This is a genomic window from Archangium lipolyticum (genome assembly GCF_024623785.1).
GTDB classification, from domain to species: domain Bacteria; phylum Myxococcota; class Myxococcia; order Myxococcales; family Myxococcaceae; genus Archangium; species Archangium lipolyticum.
Genome location: NZ_JANKBZ010000042.1, coordinates 26,485 through 48,805, shown reverse-complemented (window position 1 = coordinate 48,805; position 22,321 = coordinate 26,485). Strand labels below are relative to the sequence as shown.

17 protein-coding genes are annotated in these 22,321 nt (G+C 69.0%); 3 read left to right on the top strand and 14 right to left on the bottom strand.

Features of this window, described 5'->3' with window-relative positions; translation table 11 throughout:
• Positions 1 to 108 precede the first annotated feature (108 nt).
• From NR810_RS46735 to NR810_RS46720, 3 genes are all read left to right on the top strand, one after another.
• Positions 109 to 978, top strand: coding sequence for a C-type lectin domain-containing protein (locus NR810_RS46735; RefSeq protein ID WP_257462221.1), 870 nt, complete (start codon positions 109 to 111; stop codon positions 976 to 978).
• 171 nt (positions 979 to 1,149) lie between these two features.
• A complete protein-coding gene (locus NR810_RS52440) occupies positions 1,150 to 5,040 on the top strand; it encodes an nSTAND1 domain-containing NTPase (protein ID WP_306819087.1) in 3,891 nt (1,296 codons plus the stop codon).
• Positions 5,041 to 5,185: 145 nt separating this feature from the next.
• Positions 5,186 to 5,650 (top strand): hypothetical protein, encoded by a 465-nt coding sequence (locus NR810_RS46720; RefSeq protein WP_257462220.1) that lies wholly within the window; start codon positions 5,186 to 5,188, stop codon positions 5,648 to 5,650.
• A 97-nt stretch (positions 5,651 to 5,747) separates the two neighbouring features.
• Here NR810_RS46720 and NR810_RS46715 read toward each other — a convergent pair whose 3' ends face one another.
• From NR810_RS46715 to NR810_RS46650, 14 genes are all read right to left on the bottom strand, one after another.
• Entirely contained in the window at positions 5,748 to 6,359 is a 612-nt protein-coding gene (locus NR810_RS46715; protein ID WP_257462219.1) for a hypothetical protein, read from the bottom strand.
• 165 nt (positions 6,360 to 6,524) lie between these two features.
• A complete protein-coding gene (locus tag NR810_RS46710; protein ID WP_257462218.1) occupies positions 6,525 to 7,181 on the bottom strand; it encodes a 2-hydroxychromene-2-carboxylate isomerase in 657 nt (218 codons plus the stop codon).
• Between the two features lie 10 nt (positions 7,182 to 7,191).
• Positions 7,192 to 8,145, bottom strand: coding sequence for a phosphatase PAP2 family protein (locus tag NR810_RS46705; protein WP_257462217.1), 954 nt, complete (start codon positions 8,143 to 8,145; stop codon positions 7,192 to 7,194).
• 75 nt (positions 8,146 to 8,220) lie between these two features.
• On the bottom strand, positions 8,221 to 8,865 hold the full coding sequence (locus tag NR810_RS46700) for a LysE family translocator (RefSeq protein WP_257462216.1): 645 nt from the start codon (positions 8,863 to 8,865) through the stop codon (positions 8,221 to 8,223).
• Position 8,866: 1 nt separating this feature from the next.
• Positions 8,867 to 10,222, bottom strand: a complete 1,356-nt coding sequence (locus NR810_RS46695) for a sigma-54-dependent transcriptional regulator (protein WP_257462215.1) — start codon at positions 10,220 to 10,222, stop codon at positions 8,867 to 8,869.
• A 130-nt stretch (positions 10,223 to 10,352) separates the two neighbouring features.
• On the bottom strand, positions 10,353 to 10,988 hold the full coding sequence (locus tag NR810_RS46690; RefSeq protein ID WP_257462214.1) for a hypothetical protein: 636 nt from the start codon (positions 10,986 to 10,988) through the stop codon (positions 10,353 to 10,355).
• A 333-nt stretch (positions 10,989 to 11,321) separates the two neighbouring features.
• A complete protein-coding gene (locus NR810_RS46685; protein ID WP_257462213.1) occupies positions 11,322 to 11,981 on the bottom strand; it encodes a hypothetical protein in 660 nt (219 codons plus the stop codon).
• A 15-nt stretch (positions 11,982 to 11,996) separates the two neighbouring features.
• Positions 11,997 to 13,031, bottom strand: a complete 1,035-nt coding sequence (locus NR810_RS46680; RefSeq protein WP_257462212.1) for a hypothetical protein — start codon at positions 13,029 to 13,031, stop codon at positions 11,997 to 11,999.
• A 117-nt stretch (positions 13,032 to 13,148) separates the two neighbouring features.
• Positions 13,149 to 16,619, bottom strand: coding sequence for a serine/threonine-protein kinase (locus tag NR810_RS46675; protein WP_257462211.1), 3,471 nt, complete (start codon positions 16,617 to 16,619; stop codon positions 13,149 to 13,151).
• 200 nt (positions 16,620 to 16,819) lie between these two features.
• Positions 16,820 to 18,184, bottom strand: coding sequence for a TfuA-like protein (locus NR810_RS46670; RefSeq protein WP_257462210.1), 1,365 nt, complete (start codon positions 18,182 to 18,184; stop codon positions 16,820 to 16,822).
• Positions 18,181 to 19,413, bottom strand: a complete 1,233-nt coding sequence (locus tag NR810_RS46665; protein WP_257462209.1) for a YcaO-like family protein — start codon at positions 19,411 to 19,413, stop codon at positions 18,181 to 18,183. The genes NR810_RS46670 and NR810_RS46665 overlap by 4 nt, the downstream gene beginning before the upstream one ends.
• Before the next feature lie 214 nt (positions 19,414 to 19,627).
• The gene (locus tag NR810_RS46660; protein WP_257462208.1) at positions 19,628 to 20,548 is read right to left on the bottom strand and encodes an SDR family oxidoreductase; all 921 of its coding nucleotides are present in this window, start codon (positions 20,546 to 20,548) and stop codon (positions 19,628 to 19,630) included.
• Positions 20,549 to 20,652: 104 nt separating this feature from the next.
• Positions 20,653 to 21,621 carry a hypothetical protein gene (locus NR810_RS46655; RefSeq protein ID WP_257462207.1) on the bottom strand — a complete coding sequence of 323 codons (969 nt, stop codon included), beginning with the start codon at positions 21,619 to 21,621 and terminating at the stop codon, positions 20,653 to 20,655.
• Positions 21,621 to 22,097: an ABA4-like family protein gene (locus NR810_RS46650; protein WP_257462206.1), complete on the bottom strand. Its 477-nt coding sequence runs from the start codon at positions 22,095 to 22,097 to the stop codon at positions 21,621 to 21,623. Before NR810_RS46650 ends, NR810_RS46655 begins: the two co-directional genes overlap by 1 nt.
• Between the last annotated feature and the right edge of the window lie 224 nt (positions 22,098 to 22,321).

The following is a 22,321-nucleotide window of genomic DNA, read 5'->3' as shown; positions in this document are numbered from 1 at the left end:
GTGGACGCCACGGGTAACAAACCAGCCCCCTCGCGTCTTTTCCTCGCGGGGGCGGTGATTCCAAACGAACGGCCCCGGCGAACCCATCACTGACATCTGGGGGGTAACATGAAGCGGAATCTGTCTGGGATGTTCTCCAAGCTGGGCATGCTCGTTCTCGTGGCGGTGCCGGTCATCGGCTGCGGTGTGGAGCCGGTGGAAGCGGAGTCCGAGGCCAGGCGGGCCGCGATGGAGGACGTGGGTGTCACCGAGAGCGCCATCTCCTACGGCGGGCACGACTACCTGTTCGTCAGCACGCCCAAGACCTGGGACGAAGCGCAGACCTACTGCCAGCTCGCCGGTGGCTACTCACTGGTGACCATCAACGATGCCTCCGAGGAGTCCTTCCTCCAGACCCAGGAGGCCGCCCGGGGGTCGTACAACTGGTGGATTGGCTTCAACGACAAGGGCATCGAGGGGGCTTGGGTCTGGGCCAACGGCTCGTCCTCGTACACGAACTGGGACCCTGGCCAGCCCGACAACTGGCAGAACGCGGAGGACTGCGCTGCCGATCGCCTCGGCGATCCAGCCTACAACTACTACTCCGATACCTGGAACGACTGGTCGTGCAACCATGCGTTCTCCTTCATCTGCGAGCGGAATCCGGTGCCCACGGTCAACCGGGGCAGCTTCTCCTACAGCGCCTCGAACACCGATAACGCCAAGGTCAACACTTTCAACCACTCGCTCCACCTGTTTGCCGGGCAGGTCTTCACGGCCGGCACCTGCGGCGTGCCGGGCTCTTCCGGCTCTGGCGACACCTACCTGCGCCTCAACAACCCGACCGGGAAGGAGATCGCCAGCAACGATAATGCCGGCGGGCCGTGCGGCCTGCTGTCCAACATCTCCATCGTCGTCCCGGTGTCGGGCACGTACACCCTGCAGGCCGGCTGCTACGGCTACACCAGCTGCGGAGGCACGGTGGCCTTCAATTACTGAGTAAACCGCTCCTGGCCCTCTCACATGAGCGTGGGGGGGGGAGAGGGCCAGGAGCGGTGCTGGAAACAACGTGGGCCGCCCGCCTGGCGGAAAACCCACGGGAAATGGGTGCAGGTAACAATCCCGCCGCCGTGCGTCCTCTTCGAGGAACGCAAGCGAGGGGGATTGCACATGAGGGCAGCACACCTGGAGGCGGAGAGCCCACGGCCCGAGTCCGACCACCGCGGGGAGCCGGAGGCCGGCCCTTACGAGCTGGTGCTGGAGCTGTCACGCGCGGACAGTCCCGAGGATGCCCATGACTTCCACCAGGGGCAACGGGACTACCTGGTGAGGGAAGGAGAGGGGGGAGTGAAGCGCGCCAGCCTCCCTTGGGGGGAGCTGATGGGAGACCTGGCGGCGCTGACCGGGGGAAGACCCGACGGGGAGATCGCCAGACGGTTGGGGGAGCGGATGAGGCGCTTCCTGGACGTGCTGGACTGGGGGGGACAAGAGGAGCGGCTGGAGCAGGGGCGCTGGAAGGGAAGGCAGCTGCGGCTGGTGATGCGCTCGTCGGCGGCGGAGCTGTACTCGCTGCCCTGGGAGCTGGTGACACTCGAGGGTAGCGGGCGACACCTGGCGGACGTGCCGGGGTGCACGCTGCGCTACGAGTGGCCCGGCGAGCGGGAGGAAGGGGCTCGCGGGGAGGCGGCGCACGAGGGACGGGTGCTCCTGGCCTGGTCGGAGGCGGGGGGAGGCGTGCCGGAGGACAAGCACCTGCGGGCGCTGGAGAAGGCCAGCCGGGAGGGAGGCTTCGCCTTCGACTCGCGGAGAGACGTGCTCCCGAGGGTGTCGCTGGAGAGCCTGGACAAGAAGTTGAGGGAGGCCCGGGAAGCGCAGGAGCCGGTGTCCGTGCTGCACGTGCTCTGCCACGGAGCACCCCTGGAGACGTCGGGCCCGGGCCACCATGGGCTGGCGTGGAACGCGCCCGAGGCCAGGGGCGGTACCCGGGAGCTGGTGGACGGAGTAGCGCTGGGGGCGGTGCTGACGCCCTACGCGGACACGCTGCGCATGGTGGTGCTGTGCGCCTGCCATGGCGGAGATGGCGGCAGGCTGGCCAGCTATCTGGGCAGCGTGGCGCAGGAGCTGCACAGGGCCGGCATCGACATGGTGGTGGCCTCGCGGCTGCCGTTGTCGATGGAGGGCTCGGTGCTGCTGGCCGAGACGCTGTACGAGAAGCTGCTGGTGGACTCCAGCTCGTTGGAGGAGGCGCTGGGGGCGGTACGGCGCCGGCTGAGGGTGGAGACGAAGGGCTTCGACTGGGCCTCACTGCAGCTGTACGCGCGCCGGGAGGGAGAGGCGGACTTGAGGCCGGTGGTGCTGCGGCCCTACCGCGGCCTGCTGGCCTTCGGGCCGAAGGACAGGCGCTTCTTCTTCGGGCGGGGCCGGCTGGAGGCGAAGCTGCTGGGGCGGGTGACTCAAGCGGCTCGAGGCCAGCGGCCACGCTTCCAGGTGGTGGCTGGGGCCTCGGGGGCCGGTAAGTCCTCGGTGGTGATGGCCGGGCTGGTGCCGCAACTGCCACGGGAGGAGTGGGACTCCGTGGTGGTGAGGCCCGGCGAGCTGGTGCGCACCAGGCCGGCGGCGGTGGAGGGACGCTCCGTCGCACTGCTGGAGCTGCAACACCGGCTGCACCGGCTGTGGGACCACGAGACGCCGCCGACGGGCGAGAGCGCCAACCTGCTGGAGGTCGTGGAGGAGGTGCGGCGGCTGAGGCAGGCGCGTCCGGAGCGCAAGCTGTTGCTGGTGGTGGACCAGCTGGAGGAGGTGTTCACACAACTGGGAAGCGAGGAGCGCCAGGCGTTGATGAGGGCGGTGTGGGCGCTGGCCAGGGAGCCGGAGTTGGGGTGCGTGGTGGTGGTGACGCTGCGGGTGGACCACTTCGAGCGTTGCGGAGAGGTGGTGCTGGATGAGCAGACGCGACTGGACACCGTGGTGTACGCCGAGGAGCACCGGCTGTTCGTGGCCCAGATGAGCCCGGAGGAGCTGACCGAGGCGATAGAGAAGCCGGCACACGCGGTGGGGTTGGAGCTGGAGGCGGGGCTGGTGGAGCGGCTGTGCGGGGACGTGGGGCAGGAGCCGGGAGCGCTGCCGCTGCTGGAGCATGCGCTGGACCTGCTGTGGCGGAGGCGGGAAGGCAGGAGGCTGACGCACCGGGCCTACGAGGAGATGGATGGCGTGGCGGGGAGCCTGACCCAGACGGCGGAGCGGCTCTACGAGGCGCTGAGGGAGGAGGAGCGCCAGGAGGTGAGGCGGCTGCTGGCGGAGCTGGTGTCGCTGGGAGACGAGACGAGACCCGACAGCCGGCGGAGGGCGTGGCTGGAGGAGGTGTGGCCCGAGGAGAAGGAAGCGCGGGCCGCCCTCGATCGGGTGTTGGAGAAGGTGGTGGCCGAGCGTCTGGTGACGCGGGGCAGCGAGACGGAGGGCGGCGGCCGGGCCTGGGTGGAGGTTGCGCACGAGGCACTCATCCGCCGGTGGGAGCGGTTGCGAAAGTGGCTCCAGGAGAACCGGAAACGGCTGCTCCAGTGGCGCGAGCTGCAAGCCATGGCCGAGGCCTGGCAGGGGCACCGGAAGGATGCGGACCGGGGCGAGTCGTACCTGGCGACGGGGGCGCGGCTGGGGTACGCGCGCAGCATCCGGAGCGAGCACCTGGGACAGCTGACGGCCTCGGTGAGGGAGTTCCTGGAAGCCAGCGAGGCGCGGGAGCGGCGGAGGGTGAGACGGCAGTGGTGCGTGGGCGCGGCGCTGGCGGTGGGGATGGTGGTGTTCGCGGGGCTGGCCCTCTATGCCTCGCGCCAGCGGGCCATGGCGGTGCACCGCCTGGAAGAGGCGGTCAGCCTGGCCAGGCAGATCCACTTCGTCACGAGCAAGAAGCTGGGGCCCATCGCTGGCACGGCGGCCGTGCGCAAGGAATTGTTGCAGGGAGTGGAGGGGCTCTTGAAGAGCCTGGAAGCGACCGACGAACCCGACATCCAGCTCGAGAGCATCCGCAATCACCTGCAACGAGGTGATGTGGCCATGAGCCACGAGAACACGGTGAGCGCGAGCGAGGAATACGGCCGGGCACTCGCGATCATCGAGCGTCTGCTCGCGTCCGATCCAGATGAGCCCATCTACAAACAGGAGCTCGCCGTCATCCACTCGAATCTGGGGGATGTCGCTCAAACCCAGGGCCAGCTCGCGGAGGCGCGCGGGCATTACGAGAAGGCGCTCGCGCTGAGCCAGGAGCTGTCCGAAGCGGAACCGACGAGCGCCACGCTGAAGCAGGGCCTGACCATCGGCTACAACAGGCTGGGAAAGGTAGCGCAGGCGCAGGACCAGCTCGCGGAGGCACGCGGGCATTACGAGAAGGCGCTCGCGCTGAGCCGGGAGCTGTCCGAAGCGGAACCGGCGAATGCCACGTTGAAGCGGTCCCTGGCCGTCAACCACGACAAGCTGGGAGAAGTGGCCCAGGCGCGGAATCAGCTCACGGAGGCGCGCGAGCATTACGAGAAGGCGCTCGCGCTGAGCCGGGAGCTGTCCGAAGCGGAACCGACGAATGCCACGCTGAAGTGGGGCCTGAGCGTCAGCTACAGCAAGCTGGGAAAGGTGGCACAGGCCCAGGACCAGCTCGCGGAGGCGCGCGAGCAGTACGGCAAGGCGCTCGCGCTGAGCCGGGAGCTGTCCGAAGCGGATCCGACGAATGCCAGACTGAAACGGGGCCTGGCCATCAACTACGGCAGGTTGGGGAAGGTGGCTCACGAGCAGGGCCACCTCGAGGATGCGCGCAGGCACTACGCGAAGGACCTCGAGCTGAGCCGGGAGCTGTCCGAAGCGGACCCGACGAATGCCACGCTGAAGCGGGGCCTGGTCATCAACTACAACAGACTGGGAGAGGTGGCTCGGGCGCAGGGCCGGCTCGAAGAGGCGCGCGGGCATTACGAGAAGTCGCTCGCGCTGAACCGGGAGCTGTCCGAAGCGGACCCGACGAATGCCACGCTGAAGCGGGACCTGACCGCCAGCTACAGCAGACTGGAACAGGTGAAGTAGGCGCGAGGCGCGGGAAGCCACTCCCGGAAAACAAAAGTGGGTAACAATCCTGAAGCCCCACGTCTTCTTCATGTGATTGCCGGATGAGGTCGCACAGCGGTCCTCGGCGCTCGCAATCACAACAACACCAACCCAGGAACGACTCATGAAGAAGAATGACATTGTCTCGCCGCGGTCCTGCTTCCGTGCACTCACCTTCCTGACCTTCGCCTCCCTGCTGGGCGCCTGCGGCGAGGGCATGCCCGAGCCGACCGAGCAGCCGGCTCCGCAGGAGCAGCAGGGCGAGCCCCAGGTGCCGGACGAGGCCCAGGGGCAGGACGAGGCGCCGGACGTCCACGCCCTCGCCACCTCCGACTTCGTCTACCCGCAGGAGACGAAGACCTTCGCCAGCAACTGGTTCTGGCAGACCCCGATCTTCATCAACAACGTCAGCGGAGTCGATGTGCAGGCCCACGTCTGGTGCCCGAGGTACGCGTGGGACAGGGTGGTGACGGTCCCGCCGGGGCAGACCGTGGTCCTGAACGGGCCCTGCGAGAGCACCCCCATCAACGTCCACAACAATGCCCCGCTGAATTCTGGCAACGCTCTGTACGTCACCGTCAACAACTAGGCCGTTCGTCGTGGAAGAGGGCCGAACACTGAAGGCCAGACGTCACCCCGAGGGAGACCCGGTCCACTCCGGCCTTCCTCGGGGTGATGTGACCGCCTCACGCCAGCATCCACCAGCTCCCGAGCACCACCGAACCGAACGAGGCCACTCCCGGCACATGCCGCAGCAGCGCATCGGGCTTCGGCATGGCGCTCGAGCCGGCCGCCAGGGCCGCCGTCAGCGCCGCCATGGCCAGCGTGCTGCCGAACACGAAGCCACCGAGGTACAGCGCCTGCCACATCCGCGAGGCGGACACCGCCGCCGGGAGCAGCAGCAGCACCGCCGCCGCGCCCGTCAGGCCGTGGATGAGACCGATGGAGAGCACGCTCCAGGTGCTCGCCGCGCCCTTGTCCGAAGCGCCCGCTCCGTTGCCCGGTGTGCGGCGGATCAGCCAACGGCGCAGGCCCACTCCCCCCGTCACCACCAGCGCGGCCCCGGCCAGGCGCTCGCCCCACGTCGCCAGGATGTCGAGCCGCAGCGCCGCGGCCACCACCGCCACCGCTGCCACACACAGAAGCGTACCCAGCGCATGCCCCAGCCCCCACACCAGCCCCACGCGCCAGGCCTTCCGGCGGATGCCCAGGGAGAGAGGGGCCAGGCTCAGCAGGTGATCCGGTCCCGAGATGGCGTGAAGCGCTCCCGATCCCAATCCAGCAAGTGCCGCGACCATGGCCTTCCTCCTGATGCACCAGCGGCCCACACACGTCGGCCTCTGTGCAATCAGGATGTGCGCCAGGGCCTCATAACGCCAAGACAACGTTTCCATCTGGCTGATAGGCCCTGGTTATCATCCCCTCCGCCCCCCCCAGCGGGCGAGCAGGCGCGCGACCCGGACTCAGATGCGTGACGCGGCGACGGGCAGGTTCCGCAGGCGCTCCATCTCCTCGGGGGTGATGGGGTCCTCTCCGCGCAGGAACCGCTCCAGGTGGCCCAGCGAGTCGACACCGAAGAAGAGCTCCCCATCGGCCACGACGGTGGGGACGCCGAAGCCCCCCAGCGCGAGCAGTTCCTCCGTGTTGCGGCGCACCTGGTCCTTCACGGCCGGCGACTGTGCCGCCTCGAGCAGCTCCCGCACATCCAGCCCCACCGAGGCCACGACCGCGCGCACCCGCTCCGGCTCCACCAGACCTCCGCCCCCGGCCCACACCGCCGCGTAGAGCGCGGAGACGAGCTGGTGCCGGGCCTCCGCGTCCCCCACGGCGGCCGTCACCCGGAGCGCGAGCAATGGATTGAAGGGATGGCTCGCGGGCATGACGAAGGGCACGCCGAGCTCGTGGGCGATCCGCCGGGTGTGCTTGTAGATGTAGAAGCGCTTCGCGGGCACCTCGGCGGGTCCCGTCGTGCCGAGCGCGTTGAGCATCCCCGCGAACAGCACCGGCACCAGCTCCACGGTGCGGCCGTGACGCGCGGCCAGCGCCGGCAGCTGTGTCCACGCGAGATACGCGTACGGCGAGACGTAGTCGAAGAAGAAGCGAAGGGGGGGCCGGTTCATGGCCCCGACTCTACGCCGTCCGGACACCCGCGCGAGGCTCGGGAGAGGACTGTGACGTCGAGCCCGCCCGGCTCCACACCAGCGCGAGTCCCACCACCACCAACACCAACGGCACCGCGCACAGCAGGTCCGTCAGGTAGTGGAAACGTCCCACCAGGGTGGCCGCGATGAGACCCAGGCCCGGCAGCAGCATCACGCGGAAGACGCGCCGCTCGAAGCGGAAGGCATACAGCAGCACCAGCAGCGTGACGCCCGTGTGCCCCGAGGGAAAGCAGTCCCGCGCGAAGGGCGGCGTGCGCATCACCGAGTCCAGGAAGGGCGTCAGCCACAGTCCCACCAGGGGCTCGGAGAAGGCGTGGGAGAGGAAGTAGCGCGGGCCGATGGCCGGCACCAGCGCGTAGCTGAAGTAGTTGAAGGAGAAGAAGAGGCTGAGCGCCAGCAGGTACTCGTCGAAGGAGCTCCGCTGCCCGGTGAAGTACAGCACCCCCGCCAGCGCCACCGGCCAGATGAAGTGGCCGTAGTAGCAGACCATCAGGATCTCCGTGAGCCACGGAGGCACCATGTGCCCGAGCAGCACCGAGGCCTGCGCGCCGAGCAGCAGCTGGTCCATGGCGGCGAGCTGGGCATCGCGCAGCACCGGGGTGATGGCATCCACCAGGGGGTTGAGCAGCCCGTGGCTCACGCTCAACACCGGCAGCAGCCAGAAGGAGGCCACGAAGGCCAGCATCCGGTGCTGGGGGAAGGTGGACTCCAGGGTCCGCAGCACCAGCGGCCCGAGCGCGAGCGCCAGGAAATACACCGAGGACTCCGTGGCCCCGGGCGCCCACCGCGCCGGCCCCGCGAGCGCCAGGGCCGCCAGCGAGCAGGACACCAGGATGACGACATCCACGCCTCGCAGGTGCACCTCCCCTCTCAACGCACCCGCGAGAGTCTTCTCGTGCAGAACCCGTCGGAGATGTCTCATCGCGCCGCCCACCCGTTAGTTAGCTAGCATCAACTAACTAATATTGATTGGGTAATCAAGGGGCCGGACCGCTCATCAGCGAGCGGCTCCCGCCAGTTCCCGGACGAGGTCTCGCCCGGCGAGAAAAGCCGCCGCCAGGAGCAGCAGCCCCATGGCCCGCACCACCCAGGACAACGCGGAGCGCGGTAGTTGGTCCTCATAGCGGCGGAGCAGCCAGACGAACAGCAGCTCCCAGCAGGCCACGCCCGCGCCCGCCGCGGCGCCGAAGGGGAGCGCGAGCACCTCGGAGAAGGTGAAGAGCTGCCGCGAGTAGAGGAAGGCGACGGCCGCGCTCCACGTGGCCAGCAGGGTGGGGTTGAGCGCGGAGAGGGTGAAGCCGAGCAGGAAGCCCGTGACGTGCCACCGGCTGGAGGGCGCCACCTCTTCCTCCGCCTCGGGCTTCCACCGGAAGAAGTACACCCCGAGCAGCGCCAGCACGGCGGCGCTCACCCCGTGCGAGATGGGGAGGATGACGGGCCTGTCCGCGAGGAAGGTCGTGAAGCCCCAGAAGGCCACGGTGGCATAGAGGGCCTCCGCCAGCGCCGCCCCCAGGCCCACGCGCACGGCCACGCCGTAGCGCTTGCGCACCCCCAGGGAGAACACCAACACCGCGATCGGACCGGTCAGCGGAATGGAGCCGATGAACCCGAACGCGAAGGCCATGAGCGAAGTGAAGAACAACTCAGTCTCCTTCCGTCTCCGTCACCTTCTCGCCCAGGCTCTGCAGGCGCGAGTAGAGGCGCCTGCGCGTGATGCCCAGCAGCTTCGCCGCCGCCGTCTTGTTCCCCCCGGCCCGCTCCAGCGCCGCGTACAGCAGCTCGCGCTCGAAGGCATCCAGGTTGAAGCCCTCGCCCAGTACGTCCGCCGCCCGCACCGCCTTGCCTCCTCCCTTCGACAGCGAGGGACCCCCGGCCCCCACGTGCTCCGCCGCGATGTCTCCCTCCCCCGACAGGATGAGCGCGCGCTCCAGCGCGTTCTCCAGCTCGCGCACGTTGCCCGGCCACCCGTATCCCGTCAGCCGAGCCTCCGCGTCCTTCGACAGCTTCGACGCCGGCAGCCCTTTGCGCGACAGGAAGGCCCGCGCCATCGGCACGATGTCCTCCTTGCGCTCGCGCAACGGCGGCACCTCGATGCTGAAGACGTTCAGCCGGTAGTAGAAGTCCTCGCGGAACCTCCCCTCCCGCACCGCCGCCACCAGATCCCTGTTCGTCGCCGCCACCACGCGCACGTCCACCTTGCGCGCCTGCGTGCTGCCCAATGGAACGAACTCGCGCTCCTGCAGGAAGCGCAACAGCTTCACCTGCGTGGCCGGTGTCACCTCGCCAATCTCGTCCAGGAACAGCGTCCCCCCGTCCGCCGCCGCCAGGTGCCCCGCCTTGCGCTCCGTCGCTCCCGTGAACGCCCCCTTCTCGTGGCCGAACAGCTCCCCCTCCAGCAGCGTCTCCGGCAGCGCCGCGCAGTGCACCTCCACCAGCGGCCCCGCCGCGCGCTTGCTCGAATAGTGGATGAGCCTCGCCAGCTGGCTCTTCCCCGTCCCGCTCTCCCCCAGCAGCACCACGCTCGCGTCGCTCGCCGCCACCTGACGCGCCGCCCCCAGCGCCTGCTTCATCCGGGGGCTCTCCGCCACCAGGTCCGGCGTGAGCCGCCGCACCAGCCGCTCGCTCTTCGTCTCCGCCGCGCGCTGCTCGGCCAGCCGCCTCACCCGCAGCCGCACCTCGTCCATCGCGAAGGGCTTGGTGAGGTAGTCCGCCGCCCCGGCCTTCATCGCCGCCACCGCGTTCTCGGCGCTCCCGTACGCGGTCATCATCACCACCGAGGGCGGCGTGGGCAGCGCCTGCGCCGCCTTCAGCACCTCCAGCCCGTCCACCTCCGGCATCCGCAGGTCCGTCAGCACCACGTCGAAGCCGCCGCGCGCCAGCTCCACCAGCGCCCCGCGTCCGCCCGTCACCCGCGTCACCGCGTGGCCGTCCAGCTCCAGCGCCTCCGCCACGAGCTTGCCGAGCTTCACCTCGTCGTCCACCACCAGCACCTGCGCCATGCGTCACCTCCCGCGCGTCCGGGCCCATCATGCCTCGGACCCGGACACCTTCCGCCATTCCGAGGGGACCCCCCACCCATCCCTGGCCACGGAGCGGACGACCGGCTCGCTCCGGACAGGTGCGCCCCCGTCAGCCGCACCCCGGCGTCTGGCCGCCGCGGCAGTCGAGCACTCCCTCCTGGATGGGGAGGTCGAACACGATGCGCAGCGGGATGTTCGTCCTGGCGCTGGCGTAACAATGATCCGGAAGCGGGGCATCCTGCGGAGGATGCTCACAAGCCTCGTCCGCCGTCTGACGGCCGACGAGATTCACGATGGCCGTGCGGATCTCCCCCCGCAGCCGTCCATCCTGGAGGCCCGTGAGCTGCACCTGGAAGTCCGGCTGCCCCGCCCGGTGCACCACGCTGCGCGTGCCGATCCGCCAGCCGGCGGCCTCGAGACCCTCCACCGCCCTCAGCTCGTAGCTCACGTGTTCGAGGTGCTCGCGCAAGGAATCCAGCGTCATGTCCTTCACGACGATGGGATCGAAGCTGAGCGACAGGTGGATGCCGCTCGCGTCGTGCTTGTACAGGCGGTAGCTGTCGTTCTCGTCACAGACCACATGGAGGGGGCAGTGGATGACGAGCCCTCGGGCCGGATCCGTTTCACGCAGCTCGATGACGCGCTCCCTGCCCTCCTGCTCGTCCGCGAAGGACTCCATCCGATCCTGCACGGCGTCCTTGGACTCTCCACAGCCCGAGAAGATGACCGCCGCCAAGATGCCCATGATGAGGTGTCGCATGGCGCCCGGGCGAAGCAAACGCCAGGCCAGCCCTCGAACCCCCTGAGAGCTCACGCCTCTGATGCCTCGGTGAGCACGAGACCCTGACAGGATTGTCAGACTTTTCGCCATCGCGGCCCCACCCCGAGCCCGCGTTCTTGGCGGCGCCAGGGGGGCTCTCCAGCTTCTCGCGACGAGAAGCGTGGGGATGAGCCCCGCGGGGCCTCGTGAGGAGCATCCGCACATGAGAGTCACTCCCTGCGGGCACGGTCATCGAGGTGCTCTCCACCTATTGGTGGGATGGCTTCATGCGGGTGCGCGTCCGCCCTGCCTGGTGAGTCAACCCTCCTCCTCCTCCTCTTCCAGCTTGAGCTCGGGCCGATGGATGCCTTTCAGGTTCACCAGGCAGCCCATGTCATCGACGCCAGGGAAGCTGTGCGCGGGGACATCCGCGAGCACCACGCCCTGGTTCGTCAGGAGCCTGACCTGTTCCTCCAGGATGGGATCGAACCGTTCGAGCTCGTGCCCCTCGTTCTGGTACTCGCACTTCTTGACCCAATAGAAGAGAGCCCCGTCCCGATCGCGGATCACCAGATCATCGATCCCAGGCGCGGGGACCTTGAGGCAGTCATCATTGGGATCGATGGGCTGCGGGCCCTCCGCTGGCTTGTGCTGGATGGGCTTTCCGGGCCTCGGCGGTGGACGCCGGATGCCCCCCAGGTTCACCAGGAAGCACTGGGCCCCAACCCCTGGAATGCTGCCCACGGGAACATCCGCCAGGATCACTCCCTGCTCCACCAGGTGCATGGCCTGGCCAATCATGGAGGTGTCGATCTCATGGCTCTTGTTCTGATATTCACTTTTCTGGAGCCAATAGAACCTGTCATCCCTGCCGAGGATCACCAGGTCATCCATGCCTGGCGGGCGGGGGCGCAGGAGCTCCTCGTCGTCTTCTTCGGGTAGCTGCGGGTTTCCTGTCACATCGGGCTGGTTTTCCATCACGCCTCCTTGCCTTCACCGTGAAGGAACGGGGTTCTTCTTCTTCTTCTTCGCCTTTGGCTTCGAAATCGCCTCCCAATCACACATCAGCATCTGTCTCTCGGTGTCGGTGAGGAGCCGCCTGACGGCGGAGTAGCGCCTGCTCTCCCGCAGCCCCACCATCTGCCTGTAGAGGTCATTGGCATCCCCGAACCTCCAGATGTGCATGATCTCGTGTCCGGTGGGGACCCGAGCCACCACGTCCGCGGGTAGCGGGAGCTTTTCGCCGGCTGCCATGAAGTCCCAGGCGAACTCCTCGAGCAGCATCGTCATTTCCTGGATGTACGCCGGCAGCGCGTCGTGGCTCAACTTGATGGTGACGTTCAGGAAGTAGTCCGGGACGCGAATGGCATCCAACTGGCGATTGAGATCCTCCTTGGACTTTTTCAAATCCTTTTCCACGTCGCTCAACCTCCTTAGGAAGGTCTTCTCCCTGTCGTTCAGGATGGAGCGGGTGGGCAGGCTGGCGATGAGCTCCTCGAAAGAACGGACCTCCTTCTCGAGACGCGAGACCTCCTGGCGTGCCGCGCTGCTCGCGTCCGCATCAGCGACGGCACTCGTCCCTTGAGGACCCGAGAGTCTATCTCGAGCCCCGGCCAGCCTCTTCCGGGTGTTGTCGAGATCGGCTTGAAGCTTGTCGAACCGGGCGAGCTGCATCCTGTTCGCCTCACGCTCCCTCTGGAGCTGCCTTCGACTGTTCTCGAGGCCGAGCTGCTTCATGTGCTCCTCCATGAAGTCTTTCAGGAAGGTCTTGTATTGCATCGCGGGGAGCAACACCCCGTCCACCTCGTCCCCCTCTCGCCCCTCATCGCAACACGCCTTCAGTTCCTGATACTCGTCTTGCGCGCGCAGCTTCTCCAGGATCCTCTGCGCGCGTTCGAGATCGTTCGTCGGGATGCCATAGATTTCCAGGACGCGCTCGGGAATATCCGTCAAGGCATAGCCCACCAACACCCGGACCCATTTGAAGTGGTGCCGAAGCCATGCCGCCTGCCAGGTGATGGCGTTCATGAAGACCGCCATCTTCTCCGGCTTGACCGTTCTGAAGGTGCGCAGGATGAGGAAGCGTGAGACCTGCAACTCACTGGGAACGCCATTCGACATATCCGAGATACCTCCCTCCGGTGTTCATAGGAACCGCAACTCCCCGGCGATCCCGACCGCACGCCGCAGGTGCTCGAGCGCCGCCTGCCGCTGGCCCTGACCCCACGCCTCGAGCGCTGCCCTCAGTGCACCGGCCAGTGGCTCGGGCAGGGGAATCTGCGTCGGGTCCAGCATCATGCGCGCGCGCTCCACCGCCTCCTCCACCTCACCGCGCCGCGACTCCAGCGCCAGCAGCAGCAGCAACGCCTGCCATTGCCCGCCAAAGTGCGAGTAACGCGCCGCGAGCTTCCGCCAGCGCTCCACCGCGTCCCGCGCGTCCCGCTCGGCATCCTCCAGGCGCTGCTCCCTCCAAGCCACCCAGGCCCGGGTGGCCAGGGCCGCGCCCACGTAGTCGTCCATGCGCGCCTCGGTCGCGACCCGCAGGCTCCGCTCGAGCCAGACGCGCGCCTCGGACACCAGACCCCGCCGCCGGTACACCTGCAGCAGGTACGTCAGCAGGCGTGACTGCAACGTCAGGTCCCCCACCCGCTCCGCCAGCCGCAACCCCTCCAGGCCCTGCCGCTCCGACTCCTCCAGGTCCCCGTGGAACAACAGGGCGAAGGCGAGGAAGAAGCGGCACGTCGCCCGCTCGGAAAGGTCCCCGGCTTGTTCGCTGGCCTCCACCGCCTGCCGGGCGGTGTGCACCGTCCCGGCGGAAAGGACGTAGTTCTCACGCCGGAAGGCCCACAGGAGGATGGCCTGGAAGAAGCGCGCGCGTTGCGCGGACGTGCCTCGTGCTTCCACGGGAAGGCGGACCTTGTCGATGAGCGCACCCATCTCCTCGACCCCTCCCATCCAGTAGTAGACCCAGATGCGCTCCACTTGGATCTGCACCCACTCGTGCCACCAGCCGGACGCGGCCTCCTCCGCTCCAGCCTCACCGGGCTCCGAAGGGGGCAGGCCCAGCGCGGCCTCGGCCTCGTCGCAGGCGCGCAGCGCGGCCTCGTGCTGGTGGTGCGTCTCCCAGGTCTTGCCCACCTTGCGGTAGAGGCCAGCGCGCTCGCGCTTCTGGTCCGGGGAGAGCCGGGCCAGGGCCTCGCCATACGCGGCGCGCGCTTCCTCCTGCCGTCCACTGAGGGCCAGCATGTCTCCCAGACTCTCGTGGAGGTAGCGGAAGTCCTCGTCCGGGCCCTGGAGCAGCTCCGCCTCGGACAAGGCCGATTGGTAGAAGGAGATCGCCTGGCCATTGGCATAGGTGGCCCGGGCGCGATCGCCGGCCAGACGGAAGTAGCGGCTCGCCCGCTCGTGCACCTCGGCCTTCGCCCAGTGGTGGGCCAGGCTGGGGAACAACAGCGCGAAGTCCTGTTCCCGGGCGTGGCGCTGCTCGAGAGCCTCGGCGGACCGATGGTGGAGCTGGCGGCGCCGCTCGGGGGGCAGGCTCGCGTAGGTGAGCTCGCGCAGCTTGTCGTGGATGAAGCGAAGCCGGCCTCCCCCCACGTGCTCGAGAACCTGCCGCACCCGCAGCGTCTCCAGGGCCTCCAGGCCCGCCGGCTCACTCAGCGGAACGGTGCTCAGCAACAACTCGGCGTCGAGCTCGCGCCCGAGCACGGCGGCCAGCTCCACCATGACACGGGCCCGGGCATCCAGACCGCCCAGGCGCCGGTTGATGATCTCCGCGATGGACTCGGGGAGCGCGAGCGCCTCGAGCGAGCCAGGGGCCCGCTCGTCCAACCGCCAACGCCCGGAGGCGTCGCGGTACAGCAGCCCCTCCGCGATGGCGGCTCGCAGGTACTCGGCGACGAAGAAGGGATTGCCCTCGGATTGGAGCACCAGCCCGTCGAAGTCCGGAGGCAGTGAGTCCAGGGCCAGCATGCCGCGGACCATGGACCGGATGCTCGACTCGTCGAGCCGCCCCAGCTCCAGGTGCAGGGCCCTCGCGGACACCACTTCGCGCAGGGGCTCGCGCAGCTCCTCCATGCGGTACGTGCCCAGCAGCAACACGCCCCGCTCGGCCAGATCCTCATATCGAAGCTGTTTCAGGAAGCTCAACGTCAGCTCGTCCGCCCACTGCAGGTCATCGAGGATGAACAGCAGCGACTCCTCCTCGCCGAAGGCGAAGAGGACTTCCTGGAGGGAAGTGAAGATGCGCGCGCGCTCGGCCTCGTTGTTGGCCAGGGGAGGAGGAGGAGGCCGCTCACGCAGACAGGGAAGCGAATCCAGGGCGGGCTCGAAGGGGACGAGCACCTTGCCCCACGGCCCGAGGATCCGCTCCGTCTCCGCCTCACCCCAGGCGCGGCACCGGTCCACCACCAGGGTCAGCAGCGGGCGGAAGGGGTGCAGCGGAGAGGCCCGCGTCGTGGCGACCACCCGGGTGCCCGAGAGCCCGAGCGGAATGCACTCGCCGGTCACCACCGTCAGCTCGCTGAAGACGGCCTCGCGGGCCATCTCCATGGCCAACCGCGTCTTGCCCACGCCACTGCCGCCACCGATGAAGACGCGGTCACCCCGGCCCTGGCTCAGGGCGTCGAGCCTGGCACGGAGGCTCCGCACCGCATCCTCCCGCCCCGTGAAGAGGGACCGGTAGAGGTAGGGCCGGGGCCTGGGCAGGTGCGCCGGCCTCACCGCCTCCACCCCCAACTCCCCGAGCACCCGGTCGACATCCTGGGCGTAGCCCAGCCGGTCCTGGGGACGCTTCTCGAGCAGCTTGAGGATGAGCCATTCCAGCCGCTCCGGAAGTGGCTCTTCGAGGAGCGCGGAGGGAGGAGTGGGCGGCTGCCGGAGATGCTGCTTGCGGACGGCCCTGCTCGTGACCCCCACGAAGGGAGGGAAACCGGTCACGCACTCATACAGGATGCACCCGAGCGAGTAGAGGTCGGCACGGGCGTCCACCAGATCACCGAGGATCTGCTCGGGCGCCATGTAGAGGAGGGTGCCCAGCCTGGCCTCGTCCACCTGGAGCAGCTCGCGCCCGTGGGCACCACTGAAGGCCGCCGCCACGCCGAGGTCTCCGAGCACCACCGACCCATCCTCGCGGACGAAGACGTTCCCGGGCTTGAGATCACGGTGGACCAGACCACAGCCATGCAGGTAGGCCAGCGGCGCGCACAAGCTCCGCACGAGCTTCAGCAGTGGAAGCACGGGCAGCTCCGGGGAAGCGGCATCGAGCGGAGGCTCCTCGGCACGCCAGGAGCGCTCGATGAGGTGCTGGAGCGTGCGGCCCTTCACCAGCTCCATCGCATACCAGGGCAACCCACCGGAGATGCCATTGTCGAGGATCCGGACCACCCCGGGGTGCTGGATGCGGCCGAGCATCCGGACCTCCCACTGGAGACGGGTCAACGGGGATTCGAGCGCCCCCCGGACCGTCTTCAGTGCGACGAGCTCATTCCGGTCCCGATGGTGTCCCAGATAGACGACGCCCATTCCCCCGCGCCCGAGAACCCCCTGTAGCTGGTAGGGACCCAGGGACCGGGGCTCGAAGGGCTCGCTCTTCAGCAAGGATTCTTCGTGGTCCACGGCTCCGCTCCCGCTAGCGCCCGCGCGCCCGTCCAGTCGCGCGAAGGCACCACGCTGGTCGTCTCTCATGAATGAGGAGCGGGCACTGGATGTGACAAGGGAGACCGTGGGATACGGCAGGCGCCGGAGCGAAGGGGTGCCTTCATCCGTTCCCCTGTGGCCCCTCCGTCAGCCCGCTGACCGGTAGACCTGGTCCTCGCTCACTCCTCGCCCACCCGCTCGGCGAGTTCCTGCTCCAGGCGCAGGAAGCAATGCTCCCGCAGCACCGCGCGCCGGAGCTCGTCCTCGCCACCAAAACCCGCGCCGCGTGCGTACAGCGAGAGCTGGGAGGGGACGGGCCGTCCCAGCCGCTCGACGAAGTACCAGCGCCACAGTGCCGCCTCGTCGAGCCCGGCCTCCTCGAGCCCGGGGTGCTCCAGACCGGAGCGGGAGAGCATCCGCGCCTTGTGGCAGGCACGGTCCAGCAGCGGCCCGTAGATGCCGAGCGAGCGCAGGTGATCCGGCAGGCACCGCTCCACCTCCGTGGCGTGCAGCATCTCCGTCTGGCGTACCCACGCCTCATCCCGGAAGAATCTCAACGGTTCGGAGATGCGCTGCGCCACCAGCCACTGCTCGAATCGACGCAGCTCCCCCAGTCCCTTCTCGCGACGGAATGCCTCACAGACCCGCCGCACCGCCGACAGCTCGATCTCACCGCCCCGCTGCCGGGCCTCCTCCAGGGCCAGGGCACGCGCCAGGGCTCCGGCCCGCACCCGGGGAAGAAGGCCGCCGACCCGCAGCTCCTCGAGCAACGCCTCCCGTGGGAGCGGCTCGCTCTCCTCCCGGCGACCCGTCTCGAGCCGCCCGGCACACCTGCGGGCTTCCGCCCACGCATCGGTCTGGGCGAGCGTGTACGAAACCCGCTTGGGTCCGGGTCGGGCCGCCAGGTACTCGCGCATCCGGCGGAGCATGGCCAGTGCGTCCGCGCGCTTCTGGTCGACCCCGCCCCGTGGCAGCCACTCCCGCAGCCGCCGCAGGGGCTCGGGTGGCAAGCCCTCGTCCTCGGCCCGCCCGAGCAGGGCCGGCCAGCCCCGCTCCGGGTAGTAGAGCTCCTTGGCGAGCTGCTCCAGGGCTCCGCGCACCGGCGCGTCCACCACGCCTTCGCGCTCGGCGCGCGCCAGGGTGGCCCGGATGTTGACCAGGGCCTCCGACAGCGGGCGGAAGCCATCCTCGGCGGGCGCATGCGCGATGGCCACCTCGTCGTCATCCGTCAGCGCACCGCTCTGGAAGGCCTCGAAGATGGCCCCCACGCCCTCCATGCCGAACGAGGCCAGCTCCGCTGCTCGCAGCGCCCCCATGCTCGCGCTTCCGAAGACCGGGATGCCCTCGGCCATGGCCCAGAGGATCTCCTTGTGCCAGACGGAGGGGACACCATCGAAATAGCCGTCGATGAGACCGATGGCCGCTGGCCTCTCGAGCGCGGCCCGGTAGACATCCCCCTGGGCCGCGGGCGGAAGGAACACGGCCTCCAGCTCGCGCCTCCCCTCCCGCTCGGGCAGCGTGGGCCCCACGAAGACGTAGATCATTGGCAGCGCTCCTTCAGCACCTCGCGGCCCCGGCGACCCGGGACGTAGCCGGGCGCGTCGTGGAGCGCCTCCAGACCGGGCACCACCACCCGCACCACGGGGATGCGGAACTCGGGCCGGGACAGGTCCACCACCACCACCTGGTGCAGCCCCACCGCCGCCAGCCGCTCCAACTCCCACGCCACGTCCTCCTCGAAGGAGCGCCCCGCGAAGGTGGGGACGTCCTGGAAGGACCGGACCGGCGGCTCCCGGCGCATCCGCTCCACCTGATGGCGCCAGACGGCCGGGTCCCGGAAGGCGTCGTAACAGCGGGTGACCCCCATGTCGTCGCGAGCACCGGAAATGAGCGTGAGCCGCACCTGGGCCGCCTCGGTGAGCGCGCGCAGCAGGGCGATCTCCCGAGCCGGATGACAGCCCGCCCCCGTCGTGGGTGCACGGAACCGGAGCGGCTCCGGCGAGCGCTCGGCGAGCAGACAGAAGAAGGAAGCCAGCCCCACGTCGGTGGTCGTCTCCCAGACGGCCACCTCCATCCCGGCCCGCTCGAAGCGCTCCAGCACCTGGAGGCAGACCGGGTCATCCACCGTGCCCGGGTCCAATCGCGTCGGGTGTTGCGACTCCTCGCTCCGCAGGTGCCACAGCGTGGTGGCATCCCGCTCCACCACCTCACAGAGGCCGTGGCTGATGGCCTCCAGCGGATGGTTTCCGGAGGCCAGTCCATTCGAGCTCATGAGGAACGCGCCACTGCCCTCGGGCAGCGGGAGGGTGAAGTCCGTGTGGACCAACTCGAAAGGCAACCACAGGGGCGAGCCGTCCCGAAGGTCACGCCCCTCGACCCATAACAGCCGCATCGCCGGGTGGAAGGCGTTGACCGACAGGCGCGGAAGCGCGTCCACCTCCACCACCGGATGGCTCGCCCGCAGCTCGTCGTAGCTGGCGCGCCGCAGCGGCAGGTCGACGTGCTCGGCGTGATGGGACTCCACCGCCTCCATCAATCCGGAGGCTCGCGCCGCGGCCAGGTCCATCCCCTTGCCCTGCGACGCCGACAGCGAGCGCGCGTTGGGCCGGTACACCGCCACGACCGGAAGACCTATCCAATCCAGGCCGGTGAGATTGGCGATGCGCGTGATGCCCATGTCCCGCATGAGGGGACACACCCTCCGGAGCGTCTCCTCGGGAGGAATCAGCCGGTGCGTCCCCATGAGATGGGACTTGTGAGCTGGCGACCGCATGGCACCCGCCGGCTCGACGACTGTCGAGGTCCACACCATCGCACCCCCGGAATCCGTGGTGAATGAGTGGGCGTCGGACCCTGGTGTGACAAGGGAGCCCGAGAGGCATGGCAGGCTCCAGGGCAGGCCGGGCGGAGGCGGCGCACACGAGAACAGCTGGCGGGGTGATGGACGTGTCGGAGAACCGACAGGGTGGGCCTGGCGCAGCAGCCGCTCAGGGCCTCTCCTCGACGAGGGACCCCCGCTGTCCGGCCAGCACGCGCTCCACGTAGTCGTGGACCCGGCTGGGGCGTAGTGCCAGGGCCTCCATGGCGGGTCCCGGGTTGATCGGGCCGCCGAGCGCGACGTGGAGCATCAGCGCCGCCAGGGAGCGCTGGAGCGGGTCGGTGGCCCCCTCGAACCGCTCGCGAAGCACCTGCTCGGGGACAGACTCCAGCGTCCAGTGGCGTCCACTCCGCTCCTGGAAGAGACGGACCACGTCGAGCTGGCCGAGTGCCTCCTCCCCCCCGAGTTGGAGGACCGCGTTCCAGGCTCGCGGATTCTCCAGCGCGGCGGCGGCGAAACGCGCCACATCCTCGAAGGAGATCCAGTTCAGCCTGCCGAGCCCCCTCCCGAGGAGGCGCGCATGGGCATTCAGGAAATCGAAACCCAGGCCAGGGCTCAACCAGACCTCGGTGAAATAGGTGGGCTGGAGGAGGGTGTAGCGAGGAATCCCGCTCCGCATCAGCGCCTGCTCCACCGCGCGCTTGGCCCGCTGGAGGGGGAAGTCCACCTCCATGGGCGCGAAAGAGACGAAGACGAAATGCTCCACTCCCGCGCGCCTCGCGGCTTCCACGAGGGCCAGCTGTCCGTCCAGATCCACCGATTGAATCGAGTCTCCCGCCTGTCTCGAGGCCGTGGAGGTAGCCGTCGAGATGACCGCCCGGGCCCCCTGACAGAACTCATCGAGCGAGGACCGGTCCTTCAAGTCCCCCCGCCGCAACTCCACTCCCGCCGCTCCGAGGCGCTCGACCCGGTCCGGCGCCGAGGTCGGCCGGACCAGGGCCCTCACCGCCAGGTCCGATGCCCGCAGGCGCTCGCAGATCGCTCCTCCCAGCAGCCCCGTGGCACCTACGACGGCCGTGACGCGCTCCATGGCCTCCAACCTCCATCGACGGAAAGCCCCCAGGTAAAGAGTAGGGAGTCCATGAATGTGATGGCTGGAAACGGGCCGCCCGCCGAGGGCTCGTCTCCTGGCTCTCAGGCCACGGTGGCGGCGACCGGCTGACGCCGCAGCAGCGTGGCGGCGGCCGTGGCGAGCGCGGCCGTGACCACCAGCGCGAGGCTCGCGAACCCCACCGCGTCCCAGCGGATGAGGGGCAGGCCCCGGAGCGCATGGATCGCGAGCACCAGGGTCACTCCGATGTAGGCGACCCCCGCGGCGCGGACGGCGGCCAGCCGCTGCGTCTCGGAGAGGTTCCGCCGGCGCGCGAGCAGCACCACGAGCACCGGGAGGACCTGCATGCCGTGCAGCCCGAGGAAGTGCGCCGGCCGCATGTCACCCGCCTCCGTGCTCCAGCCGACCAGGGGCAGTCCCGGGCCGCCGTCCGCCGCGCCGAACGTGTGCGAACCCGACTCGGCCACCCCCTGCCCGCTCCGCATGGCCTCGAGCTGCGCCGCCTTCGGGTTCGTCATGAAGAACCCGAGCCCGCAGCCAATCACCGCCGCGATGAACCCGATGCGCAGCGCCGACGCGAGCGGACGATCCGCCAGCCGCGCACGCAGCAGGGCGATCGCGAGGACGATCATCGTCACCCAGAGCACCGTGATGGTGACGCCCATGGCGCTGAAGATGAAGGCATCGAAGGGCGTGGCGATGTTGAAGTGGCTGCGCACCCCGCGCGCCGCCTGGAGGGAGATGCCGACCATCTCGAGGACGCCGGCCGCCGCGAGGATGCCGCCCGAAATCCGGACGAGCCGCTTCCGCTCGGAGAGGAAGGACAGGAAATACAGCACCGTGACGTTGTACGCGGCGAGCGACAGGTAGAATTTCGTCGGCTTGAGCCACACGGGCTCGCCCACCAGGAGCCTCGGGTCGAGGACGAGGCCCAGCGTGGTGAACACGGCCCCGAGTGCCATGACCACGGTGGCGAGGGCGAGGGCCGGAGAGAGCGACCAGGCCCGGTTCCAGAGCGAGCGCGCGGACAGGGCGGAAGTGGTGGCGGACATCAGCGGACTCCTTCGGTGGCGACGGAAGCGGAGGACACGGGAAGCGGGGCGACAGCCGGCATGAAGCGCCGGGTGACGAGGCGGACGGCCGCGTAGGCGAGGTAGCCCGTGGGGCCGAGCATGAACGTCAGGAAGAGGCAGGGCACGACGAGCAGGTGGGGGATGCCGCGGCGTTGGGAATCGGCCAGCACCACCCGGCCCACCAGGAAGTCGAACGCCAGGTAGTGGATCCACCCCGCGAGCAGCATGCCGGGACGCTGGAGCGCGGCCCCGATGTGCTCCAGCGTGTCGAACTGACCGAGCAGGCCCGGCAGGTGCGGCGCCACCAGCGCCAGGTAGACGGCGCCGATCACCAGCGGGATGGCGTCGCTCTCCAGCACCCACCGCGTCACGAGCGCCCGGGGCGCCACCGCCATCGCCAGCCAGCCCAGCAGCACCGGCACGTTCAGGATCTTCAGTATCAGCTCGCCGTCCATGGCTCCTCCAGCGGTTCGTCCGCCTTCATGTTTCCAATGTAAACACCGTATGTATCCACTGTCAACATGCGCGGGCGAGAGGGCCCTGCGGTGGCGCACGCACGCATGCGCCCCGGGAGAACGGAGCCCACGCGGCGTCCCGGCCCGGGCATGGGAATGGGACTCCAGGTGTTCCCGGGGGGTGCGCTGACGGATTTCGAACGTTCGCGCGCGCGTTCTCCAAC

Excerpts from the sequence above, each read along its gene's own strand:
- NR810_RS46660 (WP_257462208.1), bottom strand. The coding sequence starts at position 20,548 with ATGGAGCGCGTCACGGCCGTCGTAGGTGCCACGGGGCTGCTGGGAGGA.
- NR810_RS46690 (WP_257462214.1), bottom strand. The coding sequence starts at position 10,988 with ATGGGCATCTTGGCGGCGGTCATCTTCTCGGGCTGTGGAGAGTCCAAG.
- NR810_RS46665 (WP_257462209.1), bottom strand. The coding sequence starts at position 19,413 with ATGCGGTCGCCAGCTCACAAGTCCCATCTCATGGGGACGCACCGGCTG.
- NR810_RS46685 (WP_257462213.1), bottom strand. The coding sequence starts at position 11,981 with ATGGAAAACCAGCCCGATGTGACAGGAAACCCGCAGCTACCCGAAGAA.
- NR810_RS46735 (WP_257462221.1), top strand. The coding sequence starts at position 109 with ATGAAGCGGAATCTGTCTGGGATGTTCTCCAAGCTGGGCATGCTCGTT.
- NR810_RS46650 (WP_257462206.1), bottom strand. The coding sequence starts at position 22,097 with ATGGACGGCGAGCTGATACTGAAGATCCTGAACGTGCCGGTGCTGCTG.
- NR810_RS46715 (WP_257462219.1), bottom strand. The coding sequence starts at position 6,359 with ATGGTCGCGGCACTTGCTGGATTGGGATCGGGAGCGCTTCACGCCATC.
- NR810_RS46670 (WP_257462210.1), bottom strand. The coding sequence starts at position 18,184 with ATGATCTACGTCTTCGTGGGGCCCACGCTGCCCGAGCGGGAGGGGAGG.
- NR810_RS46695 (WP_257462215.1), bottom strand. The coding sequence starts at position 10,222 with ATGGCGCAGGTGCTGGTGGTGGACGACGAGGTGAAGCTCGGCAAGCTC.
- NR810_RS46710 (WP_257462218.1), bottom strand. The coding sequence starts at position 7,181 with ATGAACCGGCCCCCCCTTCGCTTCTTCTTCGACTACGTCTCGCCGTAC.
- NR810_RS46720 (WP_257462220.1), top strand. The coding sequence starts at position 5,186 with ATGAAGAAGAATGACATTGTCTCGCCGCGGTCCTGCTTCCGTGCACTC.
- NR810_RS46705 (WP_257462217.1), bottom strand. The coding sequence starts at position 8,145 with ATGAGACATCTCCGACGGGTTCTGCACGAGAAGACTCTCGCGGGTGCG.
- NR810_RS46680 (WP_257462212.1), bottom strand. The coding sequence starts at position 13,031 with ATGAACGCCATCACCTGGCAGGCGGCATGGCTTCGGCACCACTTCAAA.
- NR810_RS46655 (WP_257462207.1), bottom strand. The coding sequence starts at position 21,621 with ATGTCCGCCACCACTTCCGCCCTGTCCGCGCGCTCGCTCTGGAACCGG.
- NR810_RS52440 (WP_306819087.1), top strand. The coding sequence starts at position 1,150 with ATGAGGGCAGCACACCTGGAGGCGGAGAGCCCACGGCCCGAGTCCGAC.